At 67.9% G+C, this 21,804-nt stretch carries 19 protein-coding genes; 7 read left to right on the forward strand and 12 right to left on the reverse strand.

What is annotated here, in order from left to right:
* Positions 1-106: 106 nt before the first annotated feature.
* Positions 107-655 (forward strand): SigE family RNA polymerase sigma factor, encoded by a 549-nt coding sequence (locus AB0E63_RS01750; protein WP_360359734.1) that lies wholly within the window; start codon positions 107-109, stop codon positions 653-655.
* Complete coding sequence (locus AB0E63_RS01755) at positions 652-2,028, forward strand: hypothetical protein (protein ID WP_360359736.1); 1,377 nt, start codon at positions 652-654, stop codon at positions 2,026-2,028. Before AB0E63_RS01750 ends, AB0E63_RS01755 begins: the two co-directional genes overlap by 4 nt.
* A 13-nt stretch (positions 2,029-2,041) precedes the next feature.
* Here AB0E63_RS01755 and AB0E63_RS01760 read toward each other — a convergent pair whose 3' ends face one another.
* Entirely contained in the window at positions 2,042-2,794 is a 753-nt protein-coding gene (locus AB0E63_RS01760; protein WP_360359739.1) for a TIM barrel protein, read from the reverse strand.
* 130 nt (positions 2,795-2,924) lie between these two features.
* Here AB0E63_RS01760 and rarD point away from each other — a divergent pair, with 130 nt between their 5' ends.
* The 4 genes from rarD (at position 2,925) to AB0E63_RS01780 (ending at position 6,625) form a co-directional block, all read left to right on the forward strand.
* Complete coding sequence (rarD, locus tag AB0E63_RS01765) at positions 2,925-3,842, forward strand: EamA family transporter RarD (protein ID WP_360359742.1); 918 nt, start codon at positions 2,925-2,927, stop codon at positions 3,840-3,842.
* A 39-nt stretch (positions 3,843-3,881) separates the two neighbouring features.
* The gene (locus tag AB0E63_RS01770) at positions 3,882-4,364 is read left to right on the forward strand and encodes an Rrf2 family transcriptional regulator (RefSeq protein ID WP_360359745.1); all 483 of its coding nucleotides are present in this window, start codon (positions 3,882-3,884) and stop codon (positions 4,362-4,364) included.
* Between the two features lie 39 nt (positions 4,365-4,403).
* The gene (locus AB0E63_RS01775) at positions 4,404-4,880 is read left to right on the forward strand and encodes a cupin domain-containing protein (protein ID WP_360359748.1); all 477 of its coding nucleotides are present in this window, start codon (positions 4,404-4,406) and stop codon (positions 4,878-4,880) included.
* A gap of 122 nt (positions 4,881-5,002) precedes the next feature.
* Positions 5,003-6,625 (forward strand): DUF222 domain-containing protein, encoded by a 1,623-nt coding sequence (locus AB0E63_RS01780; protein WP_360359751.1) that lies wholly within the window; start codon positions 5,003-5,005, stop codon positions 6,623-6,625.
* Between the two features lie 80 nt (positions 6,626-6,705).
* Here AB0E63_RS01780 and AB0E63_RS01785 read toward each other — a convergent pair whose 3' ends face one another.
* Positions 6,706-7,185, reverse strand: a complete 480-nt coding sequence (locus AB0E63_RS01785) for a hypothetical protein (RefSeq protein WP_360359753.1) — start codon at positions 7,183-7,185, stop codon at positions 6,706-6,708.
* A 277-nt stretch (positions 7,186-7,462) separates the two neighbouring features.
* Between AB0E63_RS01785 and AB0E63_RS01790 the strand changes: the two genes are divergently transcribed.
* Positions 7,463-8,977 (forward strand): phospholipase D-like domain-containing protein, encoded by a 1,515-nt coding sequence (locus AB0E63_RS01790; protein WP_360359756.1) that lies wholly within the window; start codon positions 7,463-7,465, stop codon positions 8,975-8,977.
* 18 nt (positions 8,978-8,995) lie between these two features.
* On the opposite strand, the gene AB0E63_RS01795 is transcribed toward AB0E63_RS01790, so the two are convergent.
* The 10 genes from AB0E63_RS01795 to nuoF all read right to left on the reverse strand — a co-directional run bounded on the left by AB0E63_RS01795 (position 8,996) and on the right by nuoF (position 21,803).
* Positions 8,996-10,018 (reverse strand): polyprenyl synthetase family protein, encoded by a 1,023-nt coding sequence (locus AB0E63_RS01795; protein ID WP_360359759.1) that lies wholly within the window; start codon positions 10,016-10,018, stop codon positions 8,996-8,998.
* Positions 10,015-11,604, reverse strand: coding sequence for an NADH-quinone oxidoreductase subunit NuoN (nuoN, locus tag AB0E63_RS01800; RefSeq protein WP_360359762.1), 1,590 nt, complete (start codon positions 11,602-11,604; stop codon positions 10,015-10,017). Before nuoN ends, AB0E63_RS01795 begins: the two co-directional genes overlap by 4 nt.
* Positions 11,601-13,124 carry an NADH-quinone oxidoreductase subunit M gene (locus AB0E63_RS01805; protein WP_360359765.1) on the reverse strand — a complete coding sequence of 508 codons (1,524 nt, stop codon included), beginning with the start codon at positions 13,122-13,124 and terminating at the stop codon, positions 11,601-11,603. Before AB0E63_RS01805 ends, nuoN begins: the two co-directional genes overlap by 4 nt.
* Positions 13,121-14,992, reverse strand: a complete 1,872-nt coding sequence (gene nuoL / locus AB0E63_RS01810) for an NADH-quinone oxidoreductase subunit L (protein ID WP_360359768.1) — start codon at positions 14,990-14,992, stop codon at positions 13,121-13,123. Before nuoL ends, AB0E63_RS01805 begins: the two co-directional genes overlap by 4 nt.
* An 11-nt stretch (positions 14,993-15,003) precedes the next feature.
* Complete coding sequence (nuoK, locus tag AB0E63_RS01815) at positions 15,004-15,303, reverse strand: NADH-quinone oxidoreductase subunit NuoK (RefSeq protein ID WP_360359771.1); 300 nt, start codon at positions 15,301-15,303, stop codon at positions 15,004-15,006.
* 73 nt (positions 15,304-15,376) lie between these two features.
* Entirely contained in the window at positions 15,377-16,213 is an 837-nt protein-coding gene (locus AB0E63_RS01820) for an NADH-quinone oxidoreductase subunit J (protein ID WP_360360303.1), read from the reverse strand.
* Complete coding sequence (nuoI, locus tag AB0E63_RS01825) at positions 16,213-16,776, reverse strand: NADH-quinone oxidoreductase subunit NuoI (RefSeq protein ID WP_360359773.1); 564 nt, start codon at positions 16,774-16,776, stop codon at positions 16,213-16,215. Before nuoI ends, AB0E63_RS01820 begins: the two co-directional genes overlap by 1 nt.
* Complete coding sequence (gene nuoH / locus AB0E63_RS01830; protein WP_360359774.1) at positions 16,769-18,076, reverse strand: NADH-quinone oxidoreductase subunit NuoH; 1,308 nt, start codon at positions 18,074-18,076, stop codon at positions 16,769-16,771. The genes nuoI and nuoH overlap by 8 nt, the downstream gene beginning before the upstream one ends.
* The gene (locus tag AB0E63_RS01835) at positions 18,073-20,505 is read right to left on the reverse strand and encodes an NADH-quinone oxidoreductase subunit G (RefSeq protein ID WP_360359776.1); all 2,433 of its coding nucleotides are present in this window, start codon (positions 20,503-20,505) and stop codon (positions 18,073-18,075) included. The genes nuoH and AB0E63_RS01835 overlap by 4 nt, the downstream gene beginning before the upstream one ends.
* Complete coding sequence (gene nuoF, locus AB0E63_RS01840) at positions 20,502-21,803, reverse strand: NADH-quinone oxidoreductase subunit NuoF (protein ID WP_360359777.1); 1,302 nt, start codon at positions 21,801-21,803, stop codon at positions 20,502-20,504. The genes AB0E63_RS01835 and nuoF overlap by 4 nt, the downstream gene beginning before the upstream one ends.
* Between the last annotated feature and the right edge of the window lies 1 nt (position 21,804).

Genomic DNA, 21,804 nt, shown 5'->3' on the forward strand with positions numbered 1-21,804 from the left:
CATTCCGTCACCATCCACCGCTTGGCCAGTACTCAGCGGAACTTTCTGACAACCCGCGGCGACCGGCAAGGCAACCATCGGGCGGACCCAGCCGGTCCAGGAGGATGTGAGCACCGAGAGCGGCACGTTGTGTGCACGGGAGACGGGGGTGCGGGTGCGGGCTGCGGAGAGCTTCGACGCGTTCGTCGCGGCGCGATCGCGGGCTCTCGTGCGGACGGCGTACCTGCTGACGCGCGATCACTCGCTCTCCGAGGACCTCGTGCAGACCGCGCTGGCCAAGGCCTGGTTCCAGTGGTCGCGGATCCGTGCGGACAACCCGGAGCCGTACGTACGGCGGATCCTCCTCACGACGTACTCGTCCTGGTGGCGACGCCGCTGGACCGGCGAGATCCCGACCGAGGAACTCCCGGAGTCCGTGGCTCCGGCCGGTGAAGACCGGATCGACCTGTGGGACGCCATCGGGCGGTTGCCTCGCCGCCAACGGGCTGTCGTGGTGCTCCGGTTCTACGAGGACCTGACCGAGGCCGAGACCGCGCGCCTGATGGGCAGCACGGTCGGCACCGTGAAGAGCCAGACCGCCAAGGCCCTCGCCAAGCTCCGCCTCGACCCGGCGCTCGCCTCGTCCACCCCTGCAGACCTGGAGACCCCGCGATGAACCTCCAAGACCTGCGCGACGAACTGACCACCCGCGCCACCACCACCGACGAGCGTCCAACCGACCTCCTCCCCGGCATCAAGACCAAGATCCGCCGTATCCGCCGGCGCCGGGTCGTCACCGCCACGGGCATGGCGGCGGCCGCCGTGGCGCTGGCTGTGACGATCGTGCCCGGCGCGCTGACGAACTCGTCCCCCGAGCCCGCCGAGCCGACGCCGTACACCCAGAACGGCTTCACCGTGCCGGGCCGGCTCAACGCCGGGCCGCTCCTCAAGGGCTGGGTGGGCACGCTCGGGGAGAGCCGGGTCGAGTTCGACTGGACGCCGACGACCAAGGCGATCAACTTCGTCGGCCTCTGCCGGGTCAGCAGCGAGGCGCTGATCTGGGTTCGCGTCAACGGCTTCACCGTCGACCACAGGCCTTGCACGAGCGAGCCCGCGCCGATCACGAACGGACTGACGAGCGAGAGCGCGCTCTGGGCCGATGCACCGGTCGGCCGACCCGCCAAAGTCACGCTGGACCTGCTCAGCCTGCAGGGCCGCCCGCTGCACGACGCGGCGCAACAACTCGCGGTCGGCATCTACTCCGACGAGACCCAGTACGGCTCCGCGCCTTGGGGACCGACGCAGCCGGACGATTACGTGCGTGACGGTTTGCGGTTCCGGCAGCGGGTCGGCCTGCAGACCCGGCTCGCCGCGACAATCGGCGACCGCGGCGCGATGCAGGTCGGCACCAGCTTCGTCGCCCCCAGCCGGTCCGTCGTCGTGCAGACGCTCGGGACCCCGGAGGACTACGTTGTGAACGACGTCGAGTACCGGATCCAGGTGCGGCTCAGCGACGGGAACTCGGTCAACGGTTACCCCGCGATCGGCGACCAGGGCCAGCTCGACACGAGTCAGCCCATCCAGCTGTCCGTGCCGGCCGGTCGGCGCGTTCAGGTGACAGCACGCCTGGTGGACAAATTCGGCACGGCAGTTTCGGTTCCGAGGGCAAGGATCGGGGTGGCGATCTACGACTCAGGCCCGCAGGTCACCGTGAACGGGATCGACCTCGACCAGGAGAAGGAGGTCGACGGAACCCGTTACCGGTTCGACCACGCGGTGGTCGTCCCTGCCACCCAGGGCAAGGTGCAGCTCACCACACCGGTCGGAAAGCCGTTCTTGTGGGCCTACGGCAACACGAATCTCGGCCCCGGGGTGACGACCCGGTTCGACGGGCTGACCGCGCACCAGGACGGTCCGCCCGCGAGCAGTGGGTTCGGCTGGATGACCGAGGACGCGCGGCCGGCGCCGAAGACGGTCAGCTACCAGATCAACGCGGGCCGCCCCACCGGCGGCAAGCTCGTCATCGCGCTGTATCTGCCCGTGCCCTAGTGTCCTGAGGACACTAGATCCAGCTGTGCAGGTCGGCTGCATCCTTGGCGAGTTGTTCCGGGGAGTCGTCGGCGACGAACTCGAGGAGGGCGTTGATCTCTCGGGGTTCGGCGGCGAGGCGGTCGATGACCGGGCGCCAGAGCGACGCCCGCCCCGCGAGCGGTAGGCGGTTGTTGGACGGCCACCAGGAGAAGACGTGCACGGTGCTCAGCCACGGCATCAGGGACTCGAGCTGTTCGAGACACTCGGCGTCGCCCAGGTCGACCGGCGGCTGCCAGTAGGTCTTGAGATTCGGCGCACCGACGTCGAGCAGCAGGGTGATGGTCGAGTCGACCTCGTCGGTGAGCGTGTTGCGGTGGAACTCCAGCGCGATCTCGATCCCCGACGACGCTGCCACGTCGGCCAGCTCGGCCAGCCCGCGGGTCACCGCCATCCGGTCCCCTACGCCGGCTTCCGCCGTACCGACGTTGCCGGCCCAGACCCGGATCCGGGGCGCCCCGAGCGCGACCGCCGTGGCGACCGCGGACCGCATCTCCTCGCGGTCGACGCTGCCGGCCCGCAGGTACGAGCCGTACGCCGCGATCTGCAGCCCGTGGATCTCGGACAGCGCCTTCACCCGCTTGGCGGTGACCAGATTGCCGAGCGGGACATGCACGTCACCACCCCACTCGATCGCCGCGAGCCCGGCCTTCGCGGCCACTTCCACCACCTCGTCGGCCGGCAACTGGCGGAACGTCACCGAGACCAGACCGGTCCTCACACCCACGCGAGCCTCCTCGTATCCACCTCTCTATCCAACCGCATGGCACCAGCCAGCCAACCCGCTGGCGCCAGCCCGTCTCACGTCATGAGCAAAGCAATTGGATGCCACTGTCACGCGGGCTTAGTCTGACGGCGTGCCAGAACAGCGAAGAGGATTCACCTACGGCTTCACCGCGTACCTGATCTGGGGTCTCTTCCCGCTGTACTGGAAGCTGCTGGACCACTCCGAAGCGATCGAACTCCTCGCCCATCGTGTCCTCTGGTCACTGGTGACCATCGCGATCCTGGTCGCCGTACTGCGGAAGTTCGGCCAGGTGAAGGCACTCCTGCGCGAGCCGCGCCGGCGCTGGCCGCTGATCGCGGCGGCGTTCCTGATCTCGGTGAACTGGGGCACCTACATCTGGGCCGTGAACCACGGCCGGGTCGTGGAGACCTCGCTGGGGTACTTCATCACTCCGCTGTTCACGGTGCTGCTCGGCGTCGTCGTACTGAAGGAGCGGCTTCGGCCCGCGCAGTGGACCGCGCTGGCGATCGCGTTCGTCGCGGTTGTCGGGCTGACCATCGAGAACGGGCGGCCGCCATGGGTGGCGATCACGCTGACGTTCTCGTTCGGGTTGTACGGGCTGGCGAAGAAGCAGGCCGGCGCCGGGGCGATCGAGGGGATGGCGATCGAGTCCGGCACCGTGGTCCCGCTCGCGCTGGCGGCGATCGTCGTACTCGGACTGCAGGGTGACGCGACGGTCACGCACCTCGGGACCGGATACCTGGTGCTCGTGTTGCTGACCGGGCCGATCACCGCCGTACCGCTGCTGCTCTTCGGCGCTGCGGCCACGCGGGTCTCGATGACGACGCTGGGACTGCTGAACTACATCGCGCCGATCATGCAGTTCACCGTCGGGGTGCTGGTGTTCCACGAAGCCATGTCGTCGATGCGGTGGGCCGGCTTCGGGCTGGTGTGGATCGCGCTGGTGATCTTCACCTGGGACAGCATGAACCGCCGTCGCCGCTCGATCGCCCTCGAACGAGCCGCGATGACCGCCTCCGCCGTCTGAGGTTGACGTCGGGCATTCAGGATATTTAGTATCCAGGTTATGAAGATGAACGAGGGCGTCGAGTGGGCGATGCACAGCTGCGTGAACCTCAGCTGGCTGCCCGGCGAGGCGGTCACCGCCAAGCGACTCGCCGCCTTCTACGACCTTCCCACGGCGTACCTGAACAAGCAGCTCCAGGCGCTGACCCGAGCCGGCATCCTCTCCTCGGTGTCCGGACCGAAGGGCGGCTTCCAGCTGGCCCGCGATCCCCGCAACATCACGCTGCTGGACATCGTCGTCGCGATCGACGGGCCCGACGACGCATTCCGCTGCACCCAGATCCTGAAGGCCGGCCCCGGTGCCGATCCGCACGTCGATTACCGCAAGACCTGCGTTGTTTCCCAGGCGATGCGAGCCGCGGAGCTGACCTACCGCCGCGAGCTGGCCGGTACGACGATCGCCGACATCGCCGGCCGCGTCGAGAAACAGTTCCCGGCTACCCCCGACAGCACCCGCGCCCGGTTCGCCAACCTCAAGTCCTGACCCCTCTCAGTTCCGTCCAGACCCAGGAGCTAATTCAAGATGTCTAATGTCCAGAACTCTTCCATCGTTCTTGTCCGCGCGACCGACGCCGAGGTCCTGTCGGCCAGCGGTGTCACCCTGTTCGCCGACGTACCCGAGACCGGCGGCCACCTCACCAGCCACCGCTCGATCTTCCAACCCGGCAAGGAAGGCGCTCCCCCGCACCTGCATCACGAGGCGTCCGAGCTCTTCTTCGTCCTCACTGGCACCCTCCGCGTCCTGACCGGCGACGACCTCATCACCCTGGCGCAGGGCGACTTCCTCGTCGTCCCGCCGAACACCCCGCACGCCTTCGAAGCCGCCGGCCCTTCGGCCACCGAGGTCCTCTTCGTCCTCACCCACGCCAAGCCGCGCTTCGACTACTACCGCCTCCTCGAGTCCGTCTACCGAGGCGAAACCAACCCCGCCGAACTAGCCAAGACCAGCAACCTCTACGACAACCACTACGTAGAAAGCCCCACCTGGCAAAACCGCTGACGCCTACCCGTTTCGGGCTGCTGATCGGTGTGACATTAGTTTCTGTGGACAGCCAGAATCCCCTTGTTTTACAGGGGATTCCGGCTTGGGAACTGTCCGTGGGGGTGTCTAGAGTTGCGGGCATGGAGATCCTCGGCGAGCGGCCCGCGTGGTCGATGACCGACAGCGAGAAGCTGTCGCGACTCGATGCGACCGTCGCCGAGATCGCTCGCCAGAAGACCTACTACCTGCAGCTGACGGCCGACCTCGACGCTTCCGGCTACGCCAAGGATATCGGCGCCGGCGACACCGCCCGCTTCCTGTCCACGCGCTACCGCATCGACCCGGCCGAGGCCCGCCGCGATGTCCGCCTCGCCAGAGCCCTCAGCAAGTACGACGCTGTCGCCGCCGCGCTACCGGTCCCAGGCGGCTCGCCCGAGGACTCGGACAGCACCGCACCGACCCGTCCGATGCATCCCGCCCAGGCCGCCGTCATCGTCTCCGAGCTAGAGAAGGCTCCGGCAGACACCCCACCAGAGAACCTCGCTGTCGCCGAGCAGCAGCTGATCAATCTCGCCCGCACCTTCACCCCCGCCGAACTGCGCCGCGCCGGCCACCGCATCCGCGCCATCCTCGACCCCGACGGCCCCGAACCCGACGAGAACCGCGCCTACAAACGCGAATCCCTCACCCTCAACTCCGCCGACAACGGCGTCACCTTCCGCGGCTACCTCGCCAACGACAACGCCGAGCTCTTCCGCACCCTCATCCACGCCGGCGCCAAACCCCACAGAACCGTCGACGGCGCCCGAGACCCTCGCGCCCGAGACAAGCGCCAAGCCGACGCCCTCACCACCCTCCTCAACGTTGCTGCCGGCGTCATTCACACCAATAGCAAAGGCACGCAGGACAGCGGGATCGTGGCGAGCACCAGCGGTGCGGTGAGGAGTACGAACGACGAGGCTTCGAAGGTCACAGAGGACAACATTCCCGGCCACGGACCGAAGGCCCACCTCACGATCACTATCGACTACGAAGCCTTGAAGGCCGCGACGGCGGACGCGCTCGGCGACACCGTCTTCGGCGACGACCTCTCCGCAGCTGCGGTGCGGAGGCTGGCCTGCGACGCACAGGTCATCCCAGTGGTTCTCGGCTCAAAATCCCAACCCCTTGACGTCGGCACAACCAAACGCCTCGTCACCGGCCCCATGCGCTTAGCTCTGAACGCCCGAGACCGCGGCTGCGTCGTCTGCGGCGCCCCGCCGATCCAGTGCGAGGCACACCACCTCGTCCACTGGATCGACGGCGGCCGGACGTGCATCTCCAACCTCGTACTGCTCTGCAAACGCCACCACATCGACCTCCACGCCGGCCACTGGACAATCGCCGTCATCGACGACGTCGTACAGGTCACCCGGCCCACCTGGGCAACCCCCGACCCGCCACCACCCGGCAGATACAAACCCACTACCTACAACGATGCGGCGCGCGAACCCTCGCCCTCCGCGACCCGAACCTGGGCGCCCAACCACCTCACCGCCCACAACGCCACCCGGGACGTCACCCGCCACTCCATCTGGGGCAACGACAACCCACCACCTACCCTCCAACCCGATCAACCAGAACCAGCCCCACCACCCACGACGACCAGCACGTCCGGCTCAGGTTCCGGTTCCGAGAGCCCGCGGGGCGAACGCGCTACACCCCAAGCAGCCTTGCGGGTGTCAAGCCGACGAAGAGCCACATCCACGGTCGCGGACCGGTGATACCGCGGGACTCGGTGCTGTTGGGGTCTCCCCGGGACTCGGTGCTGTTGGGGTCTCCGCGGGGCTTGGTGTTGTTGGGGTCAGGTGAACGTGACAACTAGGACGGCCGCGGCGAGGAGGGCATCCAGGACGGCGCAGAACTCGGCCATGGAGCGGACGACTACCCGGTTGGGGTGATGGTGGTAGGTGTCCCAGGCGACGTGGGCGAGCACGGCCACGAGCACTCCGGCCAGGGTCTGCTTCGCCTCGACCGCCACCAGAGCAGCCGCGGCCAGCACCACCAACGCACCCGCCTGCAACGGCAGCCCCCAGGACGGCCGGAGCGCCCCGCGGATCACCCCGTACACAGCGAGTACGGCGGCGAGCGCCACCATCACCCAGGTCGCGTTGACCCCGTCTACGTTCGGCCCAACCCCGACCACCACACAGCTGACGGCGAACACCGGCCACGCAGCGGTACGTCGTTGCAGCGCCGCTGATCCCAGATACACAAAGGCGGTGTGCTCACGATCGACCCGAAGAAGGCGAACGGCCACGCCGGCGCGAGCCTGAGCACGCATCTCGGTAACTCGACCGGATCACCGATCAGGAGATCAGGACGAGCGCATTGAGGCCGTCACGATCGGTGCGACGTCGATGCCGTAGGCGACCATGGCGACGCCGGCGATCGCTGGCCCAGCGCCGCGCGATCCAGGGTCGTTCGCTGGATCTGACCGGTTCCACTGTGCTCATCCAGTACCTCCCGCGCTGCCGGCTGGTGAGCGCAGCTGAGCACGCCAGCCTTTCACTTCGCTTTCACCGGCTCATGTGTTCGGGATTCGTGGGCACCGTGGGTGGGTGAAGCGCGAATGGTTCCTGACTGCCGAAGAACGCGGTAACCCCGCCACGGACATCGACGCCGATGGCTCCTGGACCGAGGGCAACCTGGTCCGGCCGTTGGTGCACGGTACGACGTACTTCCGGCGCCTGTACGACGAACTGTGCGCACTGCGCTCCGGTGATCGGATCTACTTCACGGACTGGCGTGGTGATCCGGACGAGGCGCTGGTCGGGGACGGTCCGAGCATCGGCACGGTGCTGTGTGATCTCGCCCGCTCCGGTGTGGAGATCCGGGCCCTGCTGTGGCGGTCGCACTCCGATCACCTGAGTTTCAACGCCCAGGAGAACCAGCGCCTCGGCACCGAACTGAACGAGGCGGGTGCGGAGGTGTTGCTCGACCAACGGGTCCGCAGACTGGCCTCGCACCATCAGAAGCTGTTCGTCATCCGGCATCGTGACGACCCGGCCGCCGACGTCGCGTTCGTGGGCGGGATCGACCTGTGCCGCGGCCGGCGCGACGACGCGGCCCATCTGGGCGATCCGCAGCAGGTACCGATGGATCGGCGCTACGGGTCCCGTGCGCCCTGGCACGATCTCACGCTCGAGATCCGCGGCCCGGTGGTGGGAGATCTGCTGCGCTGCTTCGTCGAGCGCTGGAACGATCCGCATCCGCTCGACCGGCGGACGCCGTACCGGATGTTGATCCAGCGGTTGGCGCGGATGCCACGGCATCCGTCGAACCTTCCGGAGGCTTTTCCGGATCCAGCTCCGGCGGGTCAGCACGCCGTTCAGGTACTGCGGACTTATGCGCACAAGCACCCGGGATTCCCGTTCGCGCCGCGCGGGGAGCACAGCGTCGCGCGTGGGTACTTGAAGGCGTTCGCTCGGGCTCGATCGCTCATCTACGTGGAGGATCAGTATCTGTGGTCCGCTGCGGTGACGCGGGGTCTCCGTGAGGCGCTGGTGCGATCACCCGAGCTGCGCGTGATCGCCGTCGTACCGCGGTATCCGGATCAGGATGGCCGGTTCAGCGGGCCGCCGGCTCGGTACGCCCAACTGGAGGCGCTGCGGTTGCTCGAGTCGGATCGCGTGGCGGTCTACGACCTGGAGAACGAGGCCGGCGTACCGATCTATGTCCATGCGAAGGTCTGCATCATCGACGACGAGTGGTTCACCTGCGGCTCGGACAACTTCAACCGCCGGTCCTGGACGAACGACAGTGAGTTGACGTGCGCGGTGGAGTCACCCGAGCTGGCGCGAGCACTGCGGTCGGAGCTGTGGTCGGAGCACCTGGGGATCGACGACCCGGAACTCGACCCGGTCGCCGGTTTCGACCAGTGGCGGGACAGTGCCGATGAACTCGACGACTGGCACGCAACTGGTTGTCATAGGCCACGACCTGCGGGCCGGATCCGTCCCCACCGTCCCGACCCCGTCACCGGCGTCCAAGCCATCTGGTCCCGCTGGCTCGCCAACCACGTCTACGACCCCGACAGCCGCCCCCGCGCGCTGCGGCGCCGCAACCGCTTCTAGCCCAAGCAGGCGGCGACTCTAGACCGAGCGGGTGGCGACGAGGTCGCAGAGGGAGTCGAGGGCTTCTCGGGCGGGGCCTTGGGGCAGGGTGGCGAGGAGTTTGCGGGCGTCCGTCGCACGACGGCGTACGTCGTCCTCCGCCTGACGGAACGCCGGGTGGGCGCGGAGCAGGTCGAGGGTCTCGGCCAGGCGAGCATCGTCGGACAGGTCCGAATCGAGAAGCTCGAGCAGCCGGGCGTCCGTCGAGTCCGACGGGTCGGCCTGGGCGCGGAAGATCAGGACCGGGAGGGTCGGGACACCCTCGCGCAGGTCGGTGCCGGGAGTCTTGCCGGACTGGTCGGACTCCGAGGCGACGTCGAGGATGTCGTCGGCGAGCTGGAAGGCTACGCCGATCTCCTCACCGAACGCCCGCAACGACTCCTGGATCTCCTCGGAAGCACCGGCGTACCGGGCACCGAAGAGCGCCGACGTTGCGATCAGCGAGCCGGTCTTGTCGGCAACGACCGACAGGTAGTGCTTCAGCGGATCCTGGCCCTCGCCGACACCCAGGGTCTCCCGGATCTGGCCCTCGACCAGGCGGCCGAAGGTCCGGGCCTGGATCCGGACCGCCTCCGGTCCGAGGTCGGCGACCAGGTCGGAGGCCCGGGCGAACAGCCAGTCGCCGGACAGGATGGCGACCGAGTTGTCCCAGCGGGCGTTCGCGGTGGACGAGCCCCGCCGGAGCGCGGCCTCGTCCATCACGTCGTCGTGATGCAGGGTCGCGACGTGGGTGAGCTCGACCACGACGGCCGCCTTCACCACGTCGTCAGCCCCGGCGTCCGGCCCGAACTCGGACGCCAGCAGGACCAGCAGCGGCCGGAACCGCTTGCCACCGGCAACCATGACGTGCTGCGCCGCCGCGGTGACGAACGGCGCCTCCGACTGGGTCGCGTCGCGCAGCGCCTGCTCGACGGTCTCCAGCCCAGCACGAACCCGGGACTCGAGCGCCTCGTCGGCGAACGCGAATCCCAGGCTCTCGGCCGGCAGCGGGGTCGGGCTCAACGGATGAACTCACCTGCGCGGGCCGCCAGGTCGAGCACCGGTCCGGGGACCAGGCCGAGAACCACGGTAGCGGCGAGACCGAGGGCGACGGCGGTCGTGGTCTGCCAGCCGGGCAGCGCCACGTCCGGCGCGTCGGCCGGGAGGTCGGAGAAGAACATCAGCACGATCACGCGGACGTAGAAGAACGCTGCGACCAGGCTGCACAGGACGGCGACCACCACCAGCGGCCACGCGCCGCCGGTCCACGCCGCGCTGAACACGGCCCACTTGCCGGTGAAGCCCGCGGTCAGCGGGATGCCGGCGAACGAGAGCAGGAAGAACGCGAAGATGCCGGCCAGCAGCGGCGACTTCTTGCCCAGCCCGGCCCACCGCGACAGGTGGGTCGCCTCGCCGCCGGCATCCCGCACCAGCGTGACGACGGCGAACGCACCGATGGTCGGGAAGCCGTAGGTGACCAGGTAGAACAGCACCGCCTGGGTCGAGGTGATGCCGGTGGTGACCCCGTTACCGGCCTGCGCCAGCCCGATGAACGCGGTCAGCAGGAAGCCCGCGTGTGCGATCGACGAGTACGCGAGCATCCGCTTCACGTCGCTCTGGGTGATCGCGACGACCGAGCCGACCACCATGGTCAGGATCGCGACGATCCACATCATCGGCGCCCAGTCCCACCGGGTCCCGCCGAGGGCGACGTAGAAGACCCGCATCAGGCCGATGAACGCGGCGATCTTGGTGCAGGCCGCCATGAACCCGGTGACCGGCGTCGGTGCACCCTGGTACACGTCCGGGGTCCACGAGTGGAACGGTACGGCGCCGACCTTGAACAGCAGGCCGACCGCCACCAGACCCGTGCCGGCCAGCAGGATGGTGTCGCCACCGACCTGGGTGGACAGCGCGTCCGAGATCCCGCCCAGCGACATCGTCCCGGCGTACCCGTAGAGCAGCGCGATGCCGAACAGCAGGAACGCCGAGGAGAACGCGCCGAGCAGGAAGTACTTCATCGCGGCTTCCTGCGAGATCAGCCGGCGACGACGCGCCAGGCCGCAGAGCAGGTACAACGGCAGCGAGAACACCTCGAGCGCGACGAACAGCACCAGCAGGTCGTTCGACGCGGCGAACAGCATCATGCCGAAGACCGCGAACAGGGTCAGCGGGAAGATCTCGGTGTGCTCGACCTTGGCCGCCGTGCCCTCCCGCTCGGCCTCGGACCCCGGTACGGCGGCCGCCTGGCCGGCGAACGCGGACAGGCCACCGTCGACCGACCGCTCGGCGAACAGCAGCAGGCTGATCAGCGTCAGCGCCAGCAGCAGGAGCCAGGTGAACAGCGCCGGGCCGTCGACCGAGATCTCGCCCTGCGCCGCGATCAGCTCCTTCTTGTCGGCCAGCAGGATTCCGCTGAGCACGCCCGCGGCGACCAGGGCCACCACGGCGATCGCCAGCTGCACCAGGTGCCGCAACTGCCGGGGCAGGAACGCCTCGACCAGTACGCCGACACACGCCGCACCGAAGACCACGAGCAGCGGAGCCAGCTCGTTGTACTCGATCTTGGGCGCCGTGAAATCCGCCAGCGGCAGGATGTGCGCGATCACTTCTGTCCCTCCGTCACGGGGATCTGCGGAGCCTTGTCGGTGACGCCCACCCGCTGCATGGTCGACTCGACCGCGGGCTTGATGATGTCGACCACCGGCTTCGGGAAGATGCCGAGGCCGACGATCAGGACCATCAACGGTGCGATCGCGAGGATCTCACGCGCGTTCAGGTCCTTGAGCTTCTCGATTCCGTCCCGGACCGGTCCGGTCATCGTGCGTTGGTACATCAGCAGGATGTACAGCGCGGCCAGCACGATGCCGACGACCGCGATCACCGCGATCACCTTGTGCCGGCTGAACGTCCCGGCCAGCACCATGAACTCGGAGATGAACGGCGACATGCCGGGCAGTGCCAGGCTGGACAGGCCGGCGAACAGGAACGTTCCGGCCAGCACCGGCGCCACCTTCTCCACCCCGCCGTAGTCCGCGATCCGCGCGGATCCGCGCCGGGAGATCAAGTACCCGGCGACCAGGAACAGCGCCGCTGTCGAGAGACCGTGGTTGAACATGTACAGCGTCGATCCGGTCAGGCCCTGCGACGTCAGCGCGAAGATGCCCATCACGATGAAGCCGAAGTGCGAGATCGAGGTGTACGCGATCAGCCGCTTGATGTCGGTCTGCCCGATCGCCAGCAGAGCGCCGTACAGGACCGAGATCAGCGCGAGGACCAGGACGACCGGGGTGGCCCACTCGGACGCGTTCGGGAACAGACCTAGGCAGTACCGGATCATCCCGAAGGTGCCGATCTTGTCCAGGATGCCGACCAGCAGGACCGACGTCCCCGGCGTCGCCTCGCCGGCGGCGTCCGGCAGCCAGGTGTGGAACGGCACCATCGGCGCCTTCACCGCGAAGGCGATCATGAAGCCGAGGAACAGCCAGCGCTCGGTGTTCTGGCTCATGTCGAGCTTCATCATGTCGCTCAGCAGGTACGACGGCTCGCCCTGCCTGGCCGACACGACGTACAGGCCGACCACCGACGCCAGCATCAGCAGACCGCCGAGCAGCGAGTAGAGCAGGAACTTCACGGCGGCGTACGAGCGCTGCGGACCGCCGAAGCCGCCGATCAGGAAGTACATCGGGATCAGCGTGGCCTCGAACAGCACGTAGAAGAGGAACACGTCGGTGGCGCTGAACACGCCGATCGACAGGGCCTCCAGGCCGAGGATCCAGGCGAAGAAGGACTTCTCCGACCAGCGGCCCTTCTGCGCGTCGTTCCAGGACGCGATCAGCACGACCGGGGTCAGCAGCGCGGTCAGCACCAGCAGGACGACACCGACACCGTCCAGGCCGAGCGCGTAGTGCGCGCCGAAGGCCTTGATCCAGGTGTAGGTCTCGGCGTAGTCCTCGGCGCCGTTGCGCTGGTAGCCGATCGCGACGATCGCGGTCAGCACCAGCGTGACGAGCGAGAAGCCGAGCGCGACCTGCTTGGCCAGCAGGGCCTTCGCCCCGGGGACCAGCATCGTCGCTATCGCCCCCACGAACGGCAGGAGCAGTAACAGGGTCAGCCAACCGATGTTCACGACAACCTCACCGCGAGGAGGGCGACGACCACGAGTGCGGCGCCGAAAACCATGCTGAGTGCGTAGGAACGGACGAAGCCCGTCTGGAACCGGCGGAGCCGGCCGGACAGTCCACCGAACAGTGCGGCCAGCCCGTTCACGAGGCCGTCCACACCACGGTTGTCGAACCAGACCAGCGTCCGGGTGAGGTACTGGCCCGGGCGCATGAAGACCGACTCGTTGAGCGCGTCGCCGTACAGGTCACGGCGGGCGAAGGTGGTGACCGGCGAGACCCGGACGGGCGCCTCGCGCGGGATGTCCCGGCGGAACAGCACGACTCCGATCGCGGCGCCGACGACCACCACCGCGAGGATGATCAGCGTCATCGGCAGCGCGCCGATCGGTGGCTCGGCCTCCTCGAAACCGGTGACCGGCTCCAGCCAGGTGACGATCCAGTGGTTGACGAAGTAGAGCGCGCCGCCGACCAGCGACAGGATCGCCAGGATGATCAGCGGACCCGTCATCACGTTCGGAGACTCGTGCGGGTGCACGTCCTTCTCCCAGCGCTTCTCGCCGAAGAAGGTCATCATCATCAGCCGCGTCATGTAGAACGCGGTGATCCCGGCGCCGAGCAGCGCACACAGACCGACCACGGTGTTCTCCGCGAAGGCGACCTCGATGATGTGGTCCTTGCTGAAGAAGCCGGAGAACGGCGGGATGCCGAGGATCGCCAGGTAGCCGAAGGCGAACGTCACGAAGGTGACCTTCATGTACTTCGCCAGGCCGCCGTAGCGCCGCATGTTCACGTCGTCGTTCATGCCGTGCATCACCGAGCCGGCACCGAGGAACATGTTGGCCTTGAAGAAGCCGTGCGTGAGCAGGTGGAAGATCGCGAAGGCGTAGCCCACCGGGCCGAGACCCGCGGCGATCATCATGTAGCCGATCTGGCTCATCGTCGAACCGGCCAGCGCCTTCTTGATGTCGTCCTTGGCGCAACCGATGATCGCACCGGCCAGCGCGGTGACCGTCCCGACGATCACCACCGCCGTGGACGCGGTGTCGGTGACCTCGTAGATCGCGTTCGAGCGGACCACCAGGTAGACGCCCGCGGTGACCATGGTCGCCGCGTGGATCAGCGCCGACACCGGGGTCGGGCCTTCCATCGCGTCCAGCAGCCAGGACTGCAGCGGCACCTGCGCGGACTTTCCGCAGGCGGCCAGCAGCAGCATCAGGCCAAGCAGCGTGGCCCAGGTGCTCGACAGGTGCTCGGCGCCGGCGTCCACCGTGGCGAAGGCCGAGGAGCCGAACAGCGCCCACATGCTCATCACCGCGAGCGACAGCCCGATGTCACCGACCCGGTTCACCACGAACGCCTTCTTCGCGGCGACCGCGGCCGAGTTCTTGTGCTGCCAGAACCCGATCAGCAGGTACGACGCCAGGCCGACACCCTCCCAGCCGACGAACACCAGCAGGTAGTCGGCCGCGAGGACCAGCAGCAGCATCGAGGCGATGAACAGGTTCAGGTAGCCGAAGAACCGGCGCCGCCGCGCGTCGTGCTCCATGTAGCCGATCGAGTAGATGTGGATCAGCGAACCCACACCGGTGATCAGCAGCACGAACAGGATCGACAGCGGATCGATCAGCAGGCTGAACTCCACCTTGATGTTGCCGACCGAGAACCACTCGAACAGGTTGATCGTCTCGGACCGCTGGTCGCCGGCCTTGGCCTGCATCTGGAAGAACAGGACGACGCCGAAGGCGAAGGAGATCAGCGGTGCCAGCGTGCCCAGCAGGTGACCCCACGCGTTGGTGGCCTTGCCACCCAGCAGCAGGATCGCCGCGGACACGGCCGGGACCGCGACCAGCAGCCACGTCAGCTCATGACTCATCGGTGCTTACCTCAGTACTTGAGCAGGTTGGCGTCGTCGACCGAGGCCGAGCGACGGGTGCGGAAGATGGCCATGATGATCGCCAGCCCGATCACGACCTCGGCCGCGGCCACCACCATCACGAAGAAGGCGGCGATCTGACCGTCGAGGTTGCCGTGCTGGCGGGCGAAGCTGACGAACGCGAGGTTGGTCGCGTTCAGCATCAGTTCGACACACATGAAGACGACGATGGCGTTGCGGCGCACCAGCACGCCGAGCGCGCCGATGCTGAACAGGATCGCCGCGAGGATGATGTACGGCTCTGTGGTCATGCCCGACCTCGCTTCGCTCCGGTCGCGCAGGACCAAGGGGTGCTGCGTTGATTGGTTCGCTCGCTCCGCTCGCTCACAGCTTGTCCTCCTCGCCAAATCCGGAAAGGTCGGTGCTCTCGGCCTCGGACGGATAGTCCTCGCCCGCTTCGAGCTTGCGCACCTCTTCGATGTCCGAGCGCTCGTCGGCTTCGGGGAACACCGTGCCACGCGCCTGGAGCACGCGCGAAACCGAGGTCGGTGCGATCGACCCGTCCGGCAGCAGCGCCGGGGTGTCGACGGCGTTGTGCCGCGCCAGTACGCCGGGAGTCGGCAGCGGACCCGGGTGGATCCCCCGCTCGGCGTACTTGCGGATCCGCTCCTCGGCGTGGTCGCGCTGCGTCCGCTTCTTGGTCAGCCGCTCACGGTGGGCCAGCATCATCGCGCCCAGCGCCGCGGTGATCAGCAGCGCGGACGTCACCTCGAAGGCGAACACGTACTTACCGAACAGCAGTTGCGCGATGCCCTTCGGGTTCCCGTCCGGCTGCGCGCCGGCCAGCCCGACCGGGTTGCCGTAGATCGCGTTGCCGACGGCGGCAACCAGCAGGATCCCGAAGCCCAGGAAGGCCAGCGCGGCCAGCAGCCGCTGGCCGCGAATCGTCTCCACCAGGGAGTCGGACGCGTCCACACCGACCAGCATCAGCACGAACAGGAACAGCATCAGGATCGCGCCGGTGTAGACGATGATCTGTACGGCGAACAGGAACGGCGCGTCCAGAGCGGCGTACTGCACCGCGAGGCAGATCATCACCGTCGCGAGCAGCAGCGCCGAGTGCACCGCCTTGCGGACCAGAACCATCGCGATCGCGGCCAGGATCATCACCGGCGCCAGCAGCCAGAAAGCGAAGTGCCCACCGGTGACCAGGGGGACCATCATTTGGCCTCACCACTCTCAGCCGGTACGGCGGCACCGGTCAGACCGAGGTAGTAGTCCTTCTCGGTGGTGCCGAGCTGCATGTCGTGCGGCGGCTCCTGCATCCCGGGAAGCATCGGCGCCAGCAGGTCCTTCTTCTCGTAGATGAGGGACGCGCGGGTGCTGTCGGCCAGCTCGTACTCGTTGGTCATCGTGAGCGCCCGGGTCGGGCAGGCCTCGATGCACAGACCGCAGAGGATGCAGCGCAGGTAGTTGATCTGGTAGACGCGTCCGTACCGCTCACCAGGGGAGAACCGGCCGGAGGCGCCGTCGGCGTCGTCGACGTTGGACGCGCCCTCGACGTAGATCGCGTCCGCGGGGCACGCCCAGGCACACAGCTCGCAGCCGATGCACTTCTCCAGGCCGTCCGGCCAGCGGTTCAGCTGGTGCCGGCCGTGGAAGCGGGGAGCGGTCGGCTTCTTCTCGAACGGGTACTCCTCGGTGAACACCTTGCGGAACATCGTCCGGAAGGTGACCCCGAAGCCCGCTACCGGGTCCCAGAGGGACTCTTTGACACTAGCCACGACGTGCTTCCTCGCTTCGGCTCGGAGTCTTGACGAGCGGTGGTGGCACCGGGAAGCCGCCGGCGAAGGCGTCGAACTCCTCGCCGTCGTCGACCTCGGTCTTGTCTTCTTTGGGCTTGCCCGGCACGAACAGGCTGATCACCGCGAACACCAGCACGATGCCGGCGGCGACCAGCAGCGTGGTGCGGCTGAAGGTGGTCTCCCGGCCGACCGCGCGAACGGTGGCGACCAGCAGGATCCACGCCAGCGAGATCGGGATCAGGACCTTCCAGCCGAGCCGCATGAACTGGTCGTAGCGCAGTCGCGGCAGCGTGCCGCGCAGCCAGATGTAGAAGAAGATGAAGCACATCATCTTGCCGACGAACCACAGCACCGGCCAGAAGCCGGAGTTCGCGCCGTCCCAGATCGAGATCGGCCACGGGGCCCGCCAGCCGCCCAGGAACAGTGTGGTGGCCAGCGCCGACACGGTCGCCATGTTGATGTACTCGGCCAGGAAGAACATCGCGTACTTCATCGACGAGTACTCGGTGAGGAAGCCGGCCACCAGCTCGCCCTCGGCTTCCGGCAGGTCGAACGGCGCCCGGTTCGTCTCGCCGATCATCGAGATCACGTAGATCACGAACGACGGGAAGAGCAGGAACGCGTACCACCCGGGCAGCGAGATCGCCGTACCGAACAGGTGCACGGTCTGGTGCGACTGCGCCGCGACGATCTCCGAGGTGGACATCGAACCGGCGAACAGGAACACGGTCACCAGCGCCAGGCCCATGGCGACCTCGTACGAGATCATCTGCGCGCTGGACCGCAGGCCGCCGAGCAGTGAGTACGTCGAGTTGGACGACCAGCCGCCGAGCACGATGCCGTAGATGCCGATCGAGGCGACCGCCATCACGTACAGCACCGAGACCGGCAGGTCGGTGATCTGCAGCCGGGTGTAGGTGTCGGTGAACGGGATCTTCACCGTCGGCCCGAACGGGATCACCGCGAAGGTCAGGAAGGCCGGGATCGACACGATCACCGGCGCCGCGACATAGACGAGCTTGTCCACGCCCTTCGGCATCAGGTCTTCCTTGAACATCAGCTTCATACCGTCGGCCAGCGACTGCAGCAGGCCCTGCGGACCGTGCACGTTCGGACCGATCCGGTGCTGCATCCGGGCCACGACCCGGCGCTCCCACCAGATGTTGAACAGCGTCAGCACGATCAGGAAGACGAAGACCAGCAGCACCTTGAGGCCGACGACCCACCAGGGGTCGTGGCCGAAGCCCGCATCCGGCACCGCAAGCGGGATGTTGGTCATGCGTTCCCTCCGGCGATCGTGACGATCGAGCCATGGTCTGCGTGCAGAGACCGTCGGACGTGGGAGTCGGCCGAGTTGGCCGGCAGCCAGACCACGTTCTCGGTCATCGGGGTGATCACGACCGGCAACCGGATCGAACCGGCGTCGGTGCTCACCACCAGCTCGTCCCCGTCGGCGACACCGACCCGGCGCGCCGTGGTCAGCGACACCCGGGCGACCGGCTTGCGCGCGGTCGCGGTCAGGTGCGGCTCACCGTCGTTCGCACGGCTGTCGTCGATCAGCATCCGCCAGGTCGCCAGCCGGGTGGAGTCGAACGCCCCGAGCGACGGACCGGCGTGGTACGTCGGCTCCTGCGCGCGATCGCCGTCCCAGCGGCCGAGCTCGTCGAGCTCTTTCTTCGCCCCGGCCGGAGTACCGAACCCGAGCGAGCGGTCCATCTCCTGCGCCAGCGCGGCCAGTGCCCGGACATCGGGCATCGCGGTCGGGACCTTCAGCACCACCGGGAACGGCCGCTCGCGACCCTCCCAGTTGACGAAGGTGCCGTCCTTCTCCGCCGGCGGAACCACCGGGAAGATCACGTCGGCGTGCTCGGTCACCTGCGAGCTGCGGACCTCGAAGCTGACCACGAACGGCGCGGCCTCGAGCGCGGCCAGTGCGGCGGCCGGGTCGGGCAGGTCGTCGATCTCGACGCCCGCGACCACCAGTGCCTGCAGCGATCCGGCGTTGGCGATGATCTCGGTGAGGTCTTTGCCGACGTTCGACGGCAGGTTCTCCACACCCCAGGCGGCCTGCATGTCGACCCGCGCCTGCGGGTCGGTCACCAGCCGGCCACCGGGCAGCAGCCCCGGCAGACATCCGGCCTCGAGGGCAGCGCGGTCACCGGCACGCCGCGGGATCCAGGCCAGCTGCGCACCCGTGTCGAGCGCCAGCCGCAGTGCGGTCGAGTAGCCACCCGGTGCACTGGCCAGCCGCTCGCCCACGATGATGATCGAGTCCGCACCGAGCGCCGCGCGGGCAGCCGCTCCGGCCTCACCGGCGCTGCCGAGGTCGGCCAGTACGGCGGCCTCCGTGCCAGGCGATGCGTGGACGACGACACCGTTGAGCTTCTCGACTCCGCGGGAGCCGTATGCCGCGACCGTGAAGACCTTGGTCCCGCGAGCCTTGACGGCCTTGCGGAGCCGCAGGAACACCGACGGCGCTTCCTCTTCGGGCTCGAACCCGACGAACAGCACGGATCCGGCCTGCTCCAGGTCGGCGAACGTCGTACCGAGACCGGTGCCGGCCACCGCGGCGGCGAGGAAGTCCGCCTCCTCGGCGGAGTGCGGCCGGGCCCGGAAGTCGATGTCGTTGGTGCCGAGGGCGACCCGGGCGAACTTCGAGTACGCGTAGGCGTCCTCGATGGTCAGCCGGCCACCGGTCAGCACCGCCGCGTTGCCGCGGGCCTCCGTCAGCTTCTCCGCCGCGAAGGTCAGCGCCTCCGGCCAGGACGCCGGCCGGAGCTCGCCGTCCTCGCGGATCATCGGGTGAGTCAGCCGGTCGCCGGTGGTCGCGTAGTTGAACGCGAACCGGTCCTTGTCGGAGATCCACTCCTCGTTGACCTGCGGGTCGTCACCGGCGAGCCGGCGCATCACCTTGCCGCGCCGGTAGTCGACCCGGATCGCCGCGCCGGAGGAGTCGTGCTCCGCCACCGACGGAACCGAGACCAGGTCGAACGGCCGGGACCGGAACCGGTACGCCGCACTCGTCAGCGCACCGACCGGGCAGATCTGGATCGTGTTTCCGGAGAAGTAGCTCTCGAACGGCTCCTTCTCGTAGATGCCGACCTGCTGCAGCGCACCGCGCTCGATCAGCGCGATGAACGGGTCACCGGCGATCTGCTCGGAGAACCGGGTGCAGCGGGCGCAGAGGATGCAGCGCTCGCGGTCCAGCAGCACCTCGGCCGAGATGTTGATCGGCTTGGGGTAGGTCCGCTTGATCTCGTGGAAGCGGCTCTCACCGCGGCCGTTGCTCATCGCCTGGTTCTGCAGCGGGCACTCGCCACCCTTGTCGCAGACCGGGCAGTCCAGCGGGTGGTTGATCAGCAGGAACTCCATGTTCCCGTGCTGGGCCTTGTCCGCCACCGGCGAGGACACCTGGGTCCGGACCACCATGCCGTCGGCGACGGTGATCGTGCAGGAGGCCTGCGGCTTCGGCATGCCCCGGCCGTTCCCGGCGTCGGTGATCTCGACCAGGCACTGCCGGCAGGCGCCGACCGGGTCGAGCAGCGGGTGGTCGCAGAATCGCGGGATCTGGATCCCGATCTGCTCCGCGGCCCGGATCAGCAGGGTGTTCTTGGGAACCTTCACCTCGATGTCGTCGATGGTGACCGTCACCAGATCGGTGCGCTCCACCTCCGCTGACGGGTTCACTGTGTTGTTAGCGATCGTCATGCGCTTGCTCCAGCGGTAGCGAAGACAGTGCTTGCCATCGGGTCGAACGGGCAGCCGCCGTTCTCGAAGTGCGCCAGGTACTCGTCCTTGAAGTGCTGGATCGAGCTGGTGATCGGCGCGGTCGCGCCGTCGGCCAGCGCGCAGAACGAACGGCCGGTGATGTTCTCGCACAGGTCGAGCAGGGTGACCAGGTCTTCCTCGGTGCCCTTGCCGTGTTCCAGCCGCTCGAGGATCTGCACCAGCCACCAGGTGCCCTCACGGCACGGAGTGCACTTGCCACAGGACTCGTGCTTGTAGAACTCGGTCCACCGCAGGACGGCGCGGACCACGCAGGTGGTGTCGTCGAAGATCTGCAGTGCCTTGGTGCCCAGCATCGAGCCGACCGAGCCGACGCCCTCGTAGTCCAGCGGGACGTCGAGGTGCTCCGCGGTCAGCAACGGCGTGGACGAACCACCCGGCGTCCAGAACTTCAGCTCGTGGCCCTGACGGACACCGCCGGCCAGGTCGATCAGCTGCCGCAGCGTGATGCCCATCGGCGCCTCGTACTGCCCGGGGCGAGTGACGTGCCCGGACAGCGAGTACAGCGTCATGCCCTTGGACTTCTCGGTGCCCATCGAGGAGAACCAGTCGGCGCCGTTCTTCAGGATGACGGGAACGGACGCGATCGACTCGACGTTGTTGATCACTGTGGGGGAACCGTACAAACCGGCCACCGCCGGGAACGGAGGACGCAGCCGAGGTTGACCGCGACGTCCTTCCAGCGAGTCCAGCAGCGCCGTCTCCTCGCCGCAGATGTAGGCGCCCGCGCCGGCGTGCACGATCACGTCCAGGTCGTAGCCGCTGCCGAGGATGTTCTGGCCGATGAAGCCGGCTTCCTTGGCCTCGGCGACCGCCTGCTGCAGCCGGCGGACGACGTGCAGGACCTCACCGCGGACATAGATGAACGCGGCACTCGCGCGGATCGCGTAGGACGAGATGATGACGCCCTCGACCAGCGTGTGCGGCGAGGCGAGCATCAGCGGGATGTCCTTGCAGGTGCCGGGCTCGGACTCGTCCGCGTTCACCACCAGGTACTTCGGCTTCGGGTTGTCCTGCGGGATGAACGACCACTTCATCCCGGTCGGGAAGCCCGCGCCGCCACGGCCGCGCAGACCGGAGTCCTTGACGGCGGTGACCACGTCGGCCGGCTGCATCTGCAGCGCCGTACGCAGCGCGTCGTACCCGCCGGAACGCTGGTACGACGAGAGCTGCCAGGAACGGATCTGGTCCCAGTTGTCGGACAGTACCGGGGTCAGCATG

This window comes from Kribbella sp. NPDC026596 (assembly GCF_040638415.1).
Lineage (GTDB): Bacteria > Actinomycetota > Actinomycetes > Propionibacteriales > Kribbellaceae > Kribbella.

Coding starts and splice junctions, on each gene's coding strand:
- AB0E63_RS01835 (WP_360359776.1), bottom strand. CDS start 20,505: ATGACGATCGCTAACAACACAGTGAACCCGTCAGCGGAGGTGGAGCGC.
- AB0E63_RS01755 (WP_360359736.1), top strand. CDS start 652: ATGAACCTCCAAGACCTGCGCGACGAACTGACCACCCGCGCCACCACC.
- AB0E63_RS01770 (WP_360359745.1), top strand. CDS start 3,882: ATGAAGATGAACGAGGGCGTCGAGTGGGCGATGCACAGCTGCGTGAAC.
- AB0E63_RS01775 (WP_360359748.1), top strand. CDS start 4,404: ATGTCTAATGTCCAGAACTCTTCCATCGTTCTTGTCCGCGCGACCGAC.
- nuoH (WP_360359774.1), bottom strand. CDS start 18,076: ATGACCAACATCCCGCTTGCGGTGCCGGATGCGGGCTTCGGCCACGAC.
- AB0E63_RS01820 (WP_360360303.1), bottom strand. CDS start 16,213: ATGGTCCCCCTGGTCACCGGTGGGCACTTCGCTTTCTGGCTGCTGGCG.
- nuoL (WP_360359768.1), bottom strand. CDS start 14,992: ATGAGTCATGAGCTGACGTGGCTGCTGGTCGCGGTCCCGGCCGTGTCC.
- AB0E63_RS01785 (WP_360359753.1), bottom strand. CDS start 7,185: ATGCGTGCTCAGGCTCGCGCCGGCGTGGCCGTTCGCCTTCTTCGGGTC.
- AB0E63_RS01780 (WP_360359751.1), top strand. CDS start 5,003: ATGGAGATCCTCGGCGAGCGGCCCGCGTGGTCGATGACCGACAGCGAG.
- nuoK (WP_360359771.1), bottom strand. CDS start 15,303: ATGACCACAGAGCCGTACATCATCCTCGCGGCGATCCTGTTCAGCATC.
- nuoF (WP_360359777.1), bottom strand. CDS start 21,803: ATGCTGACCCCGGTACTGTCCGACAACTGGGACCAGATCCGTTCCTGG.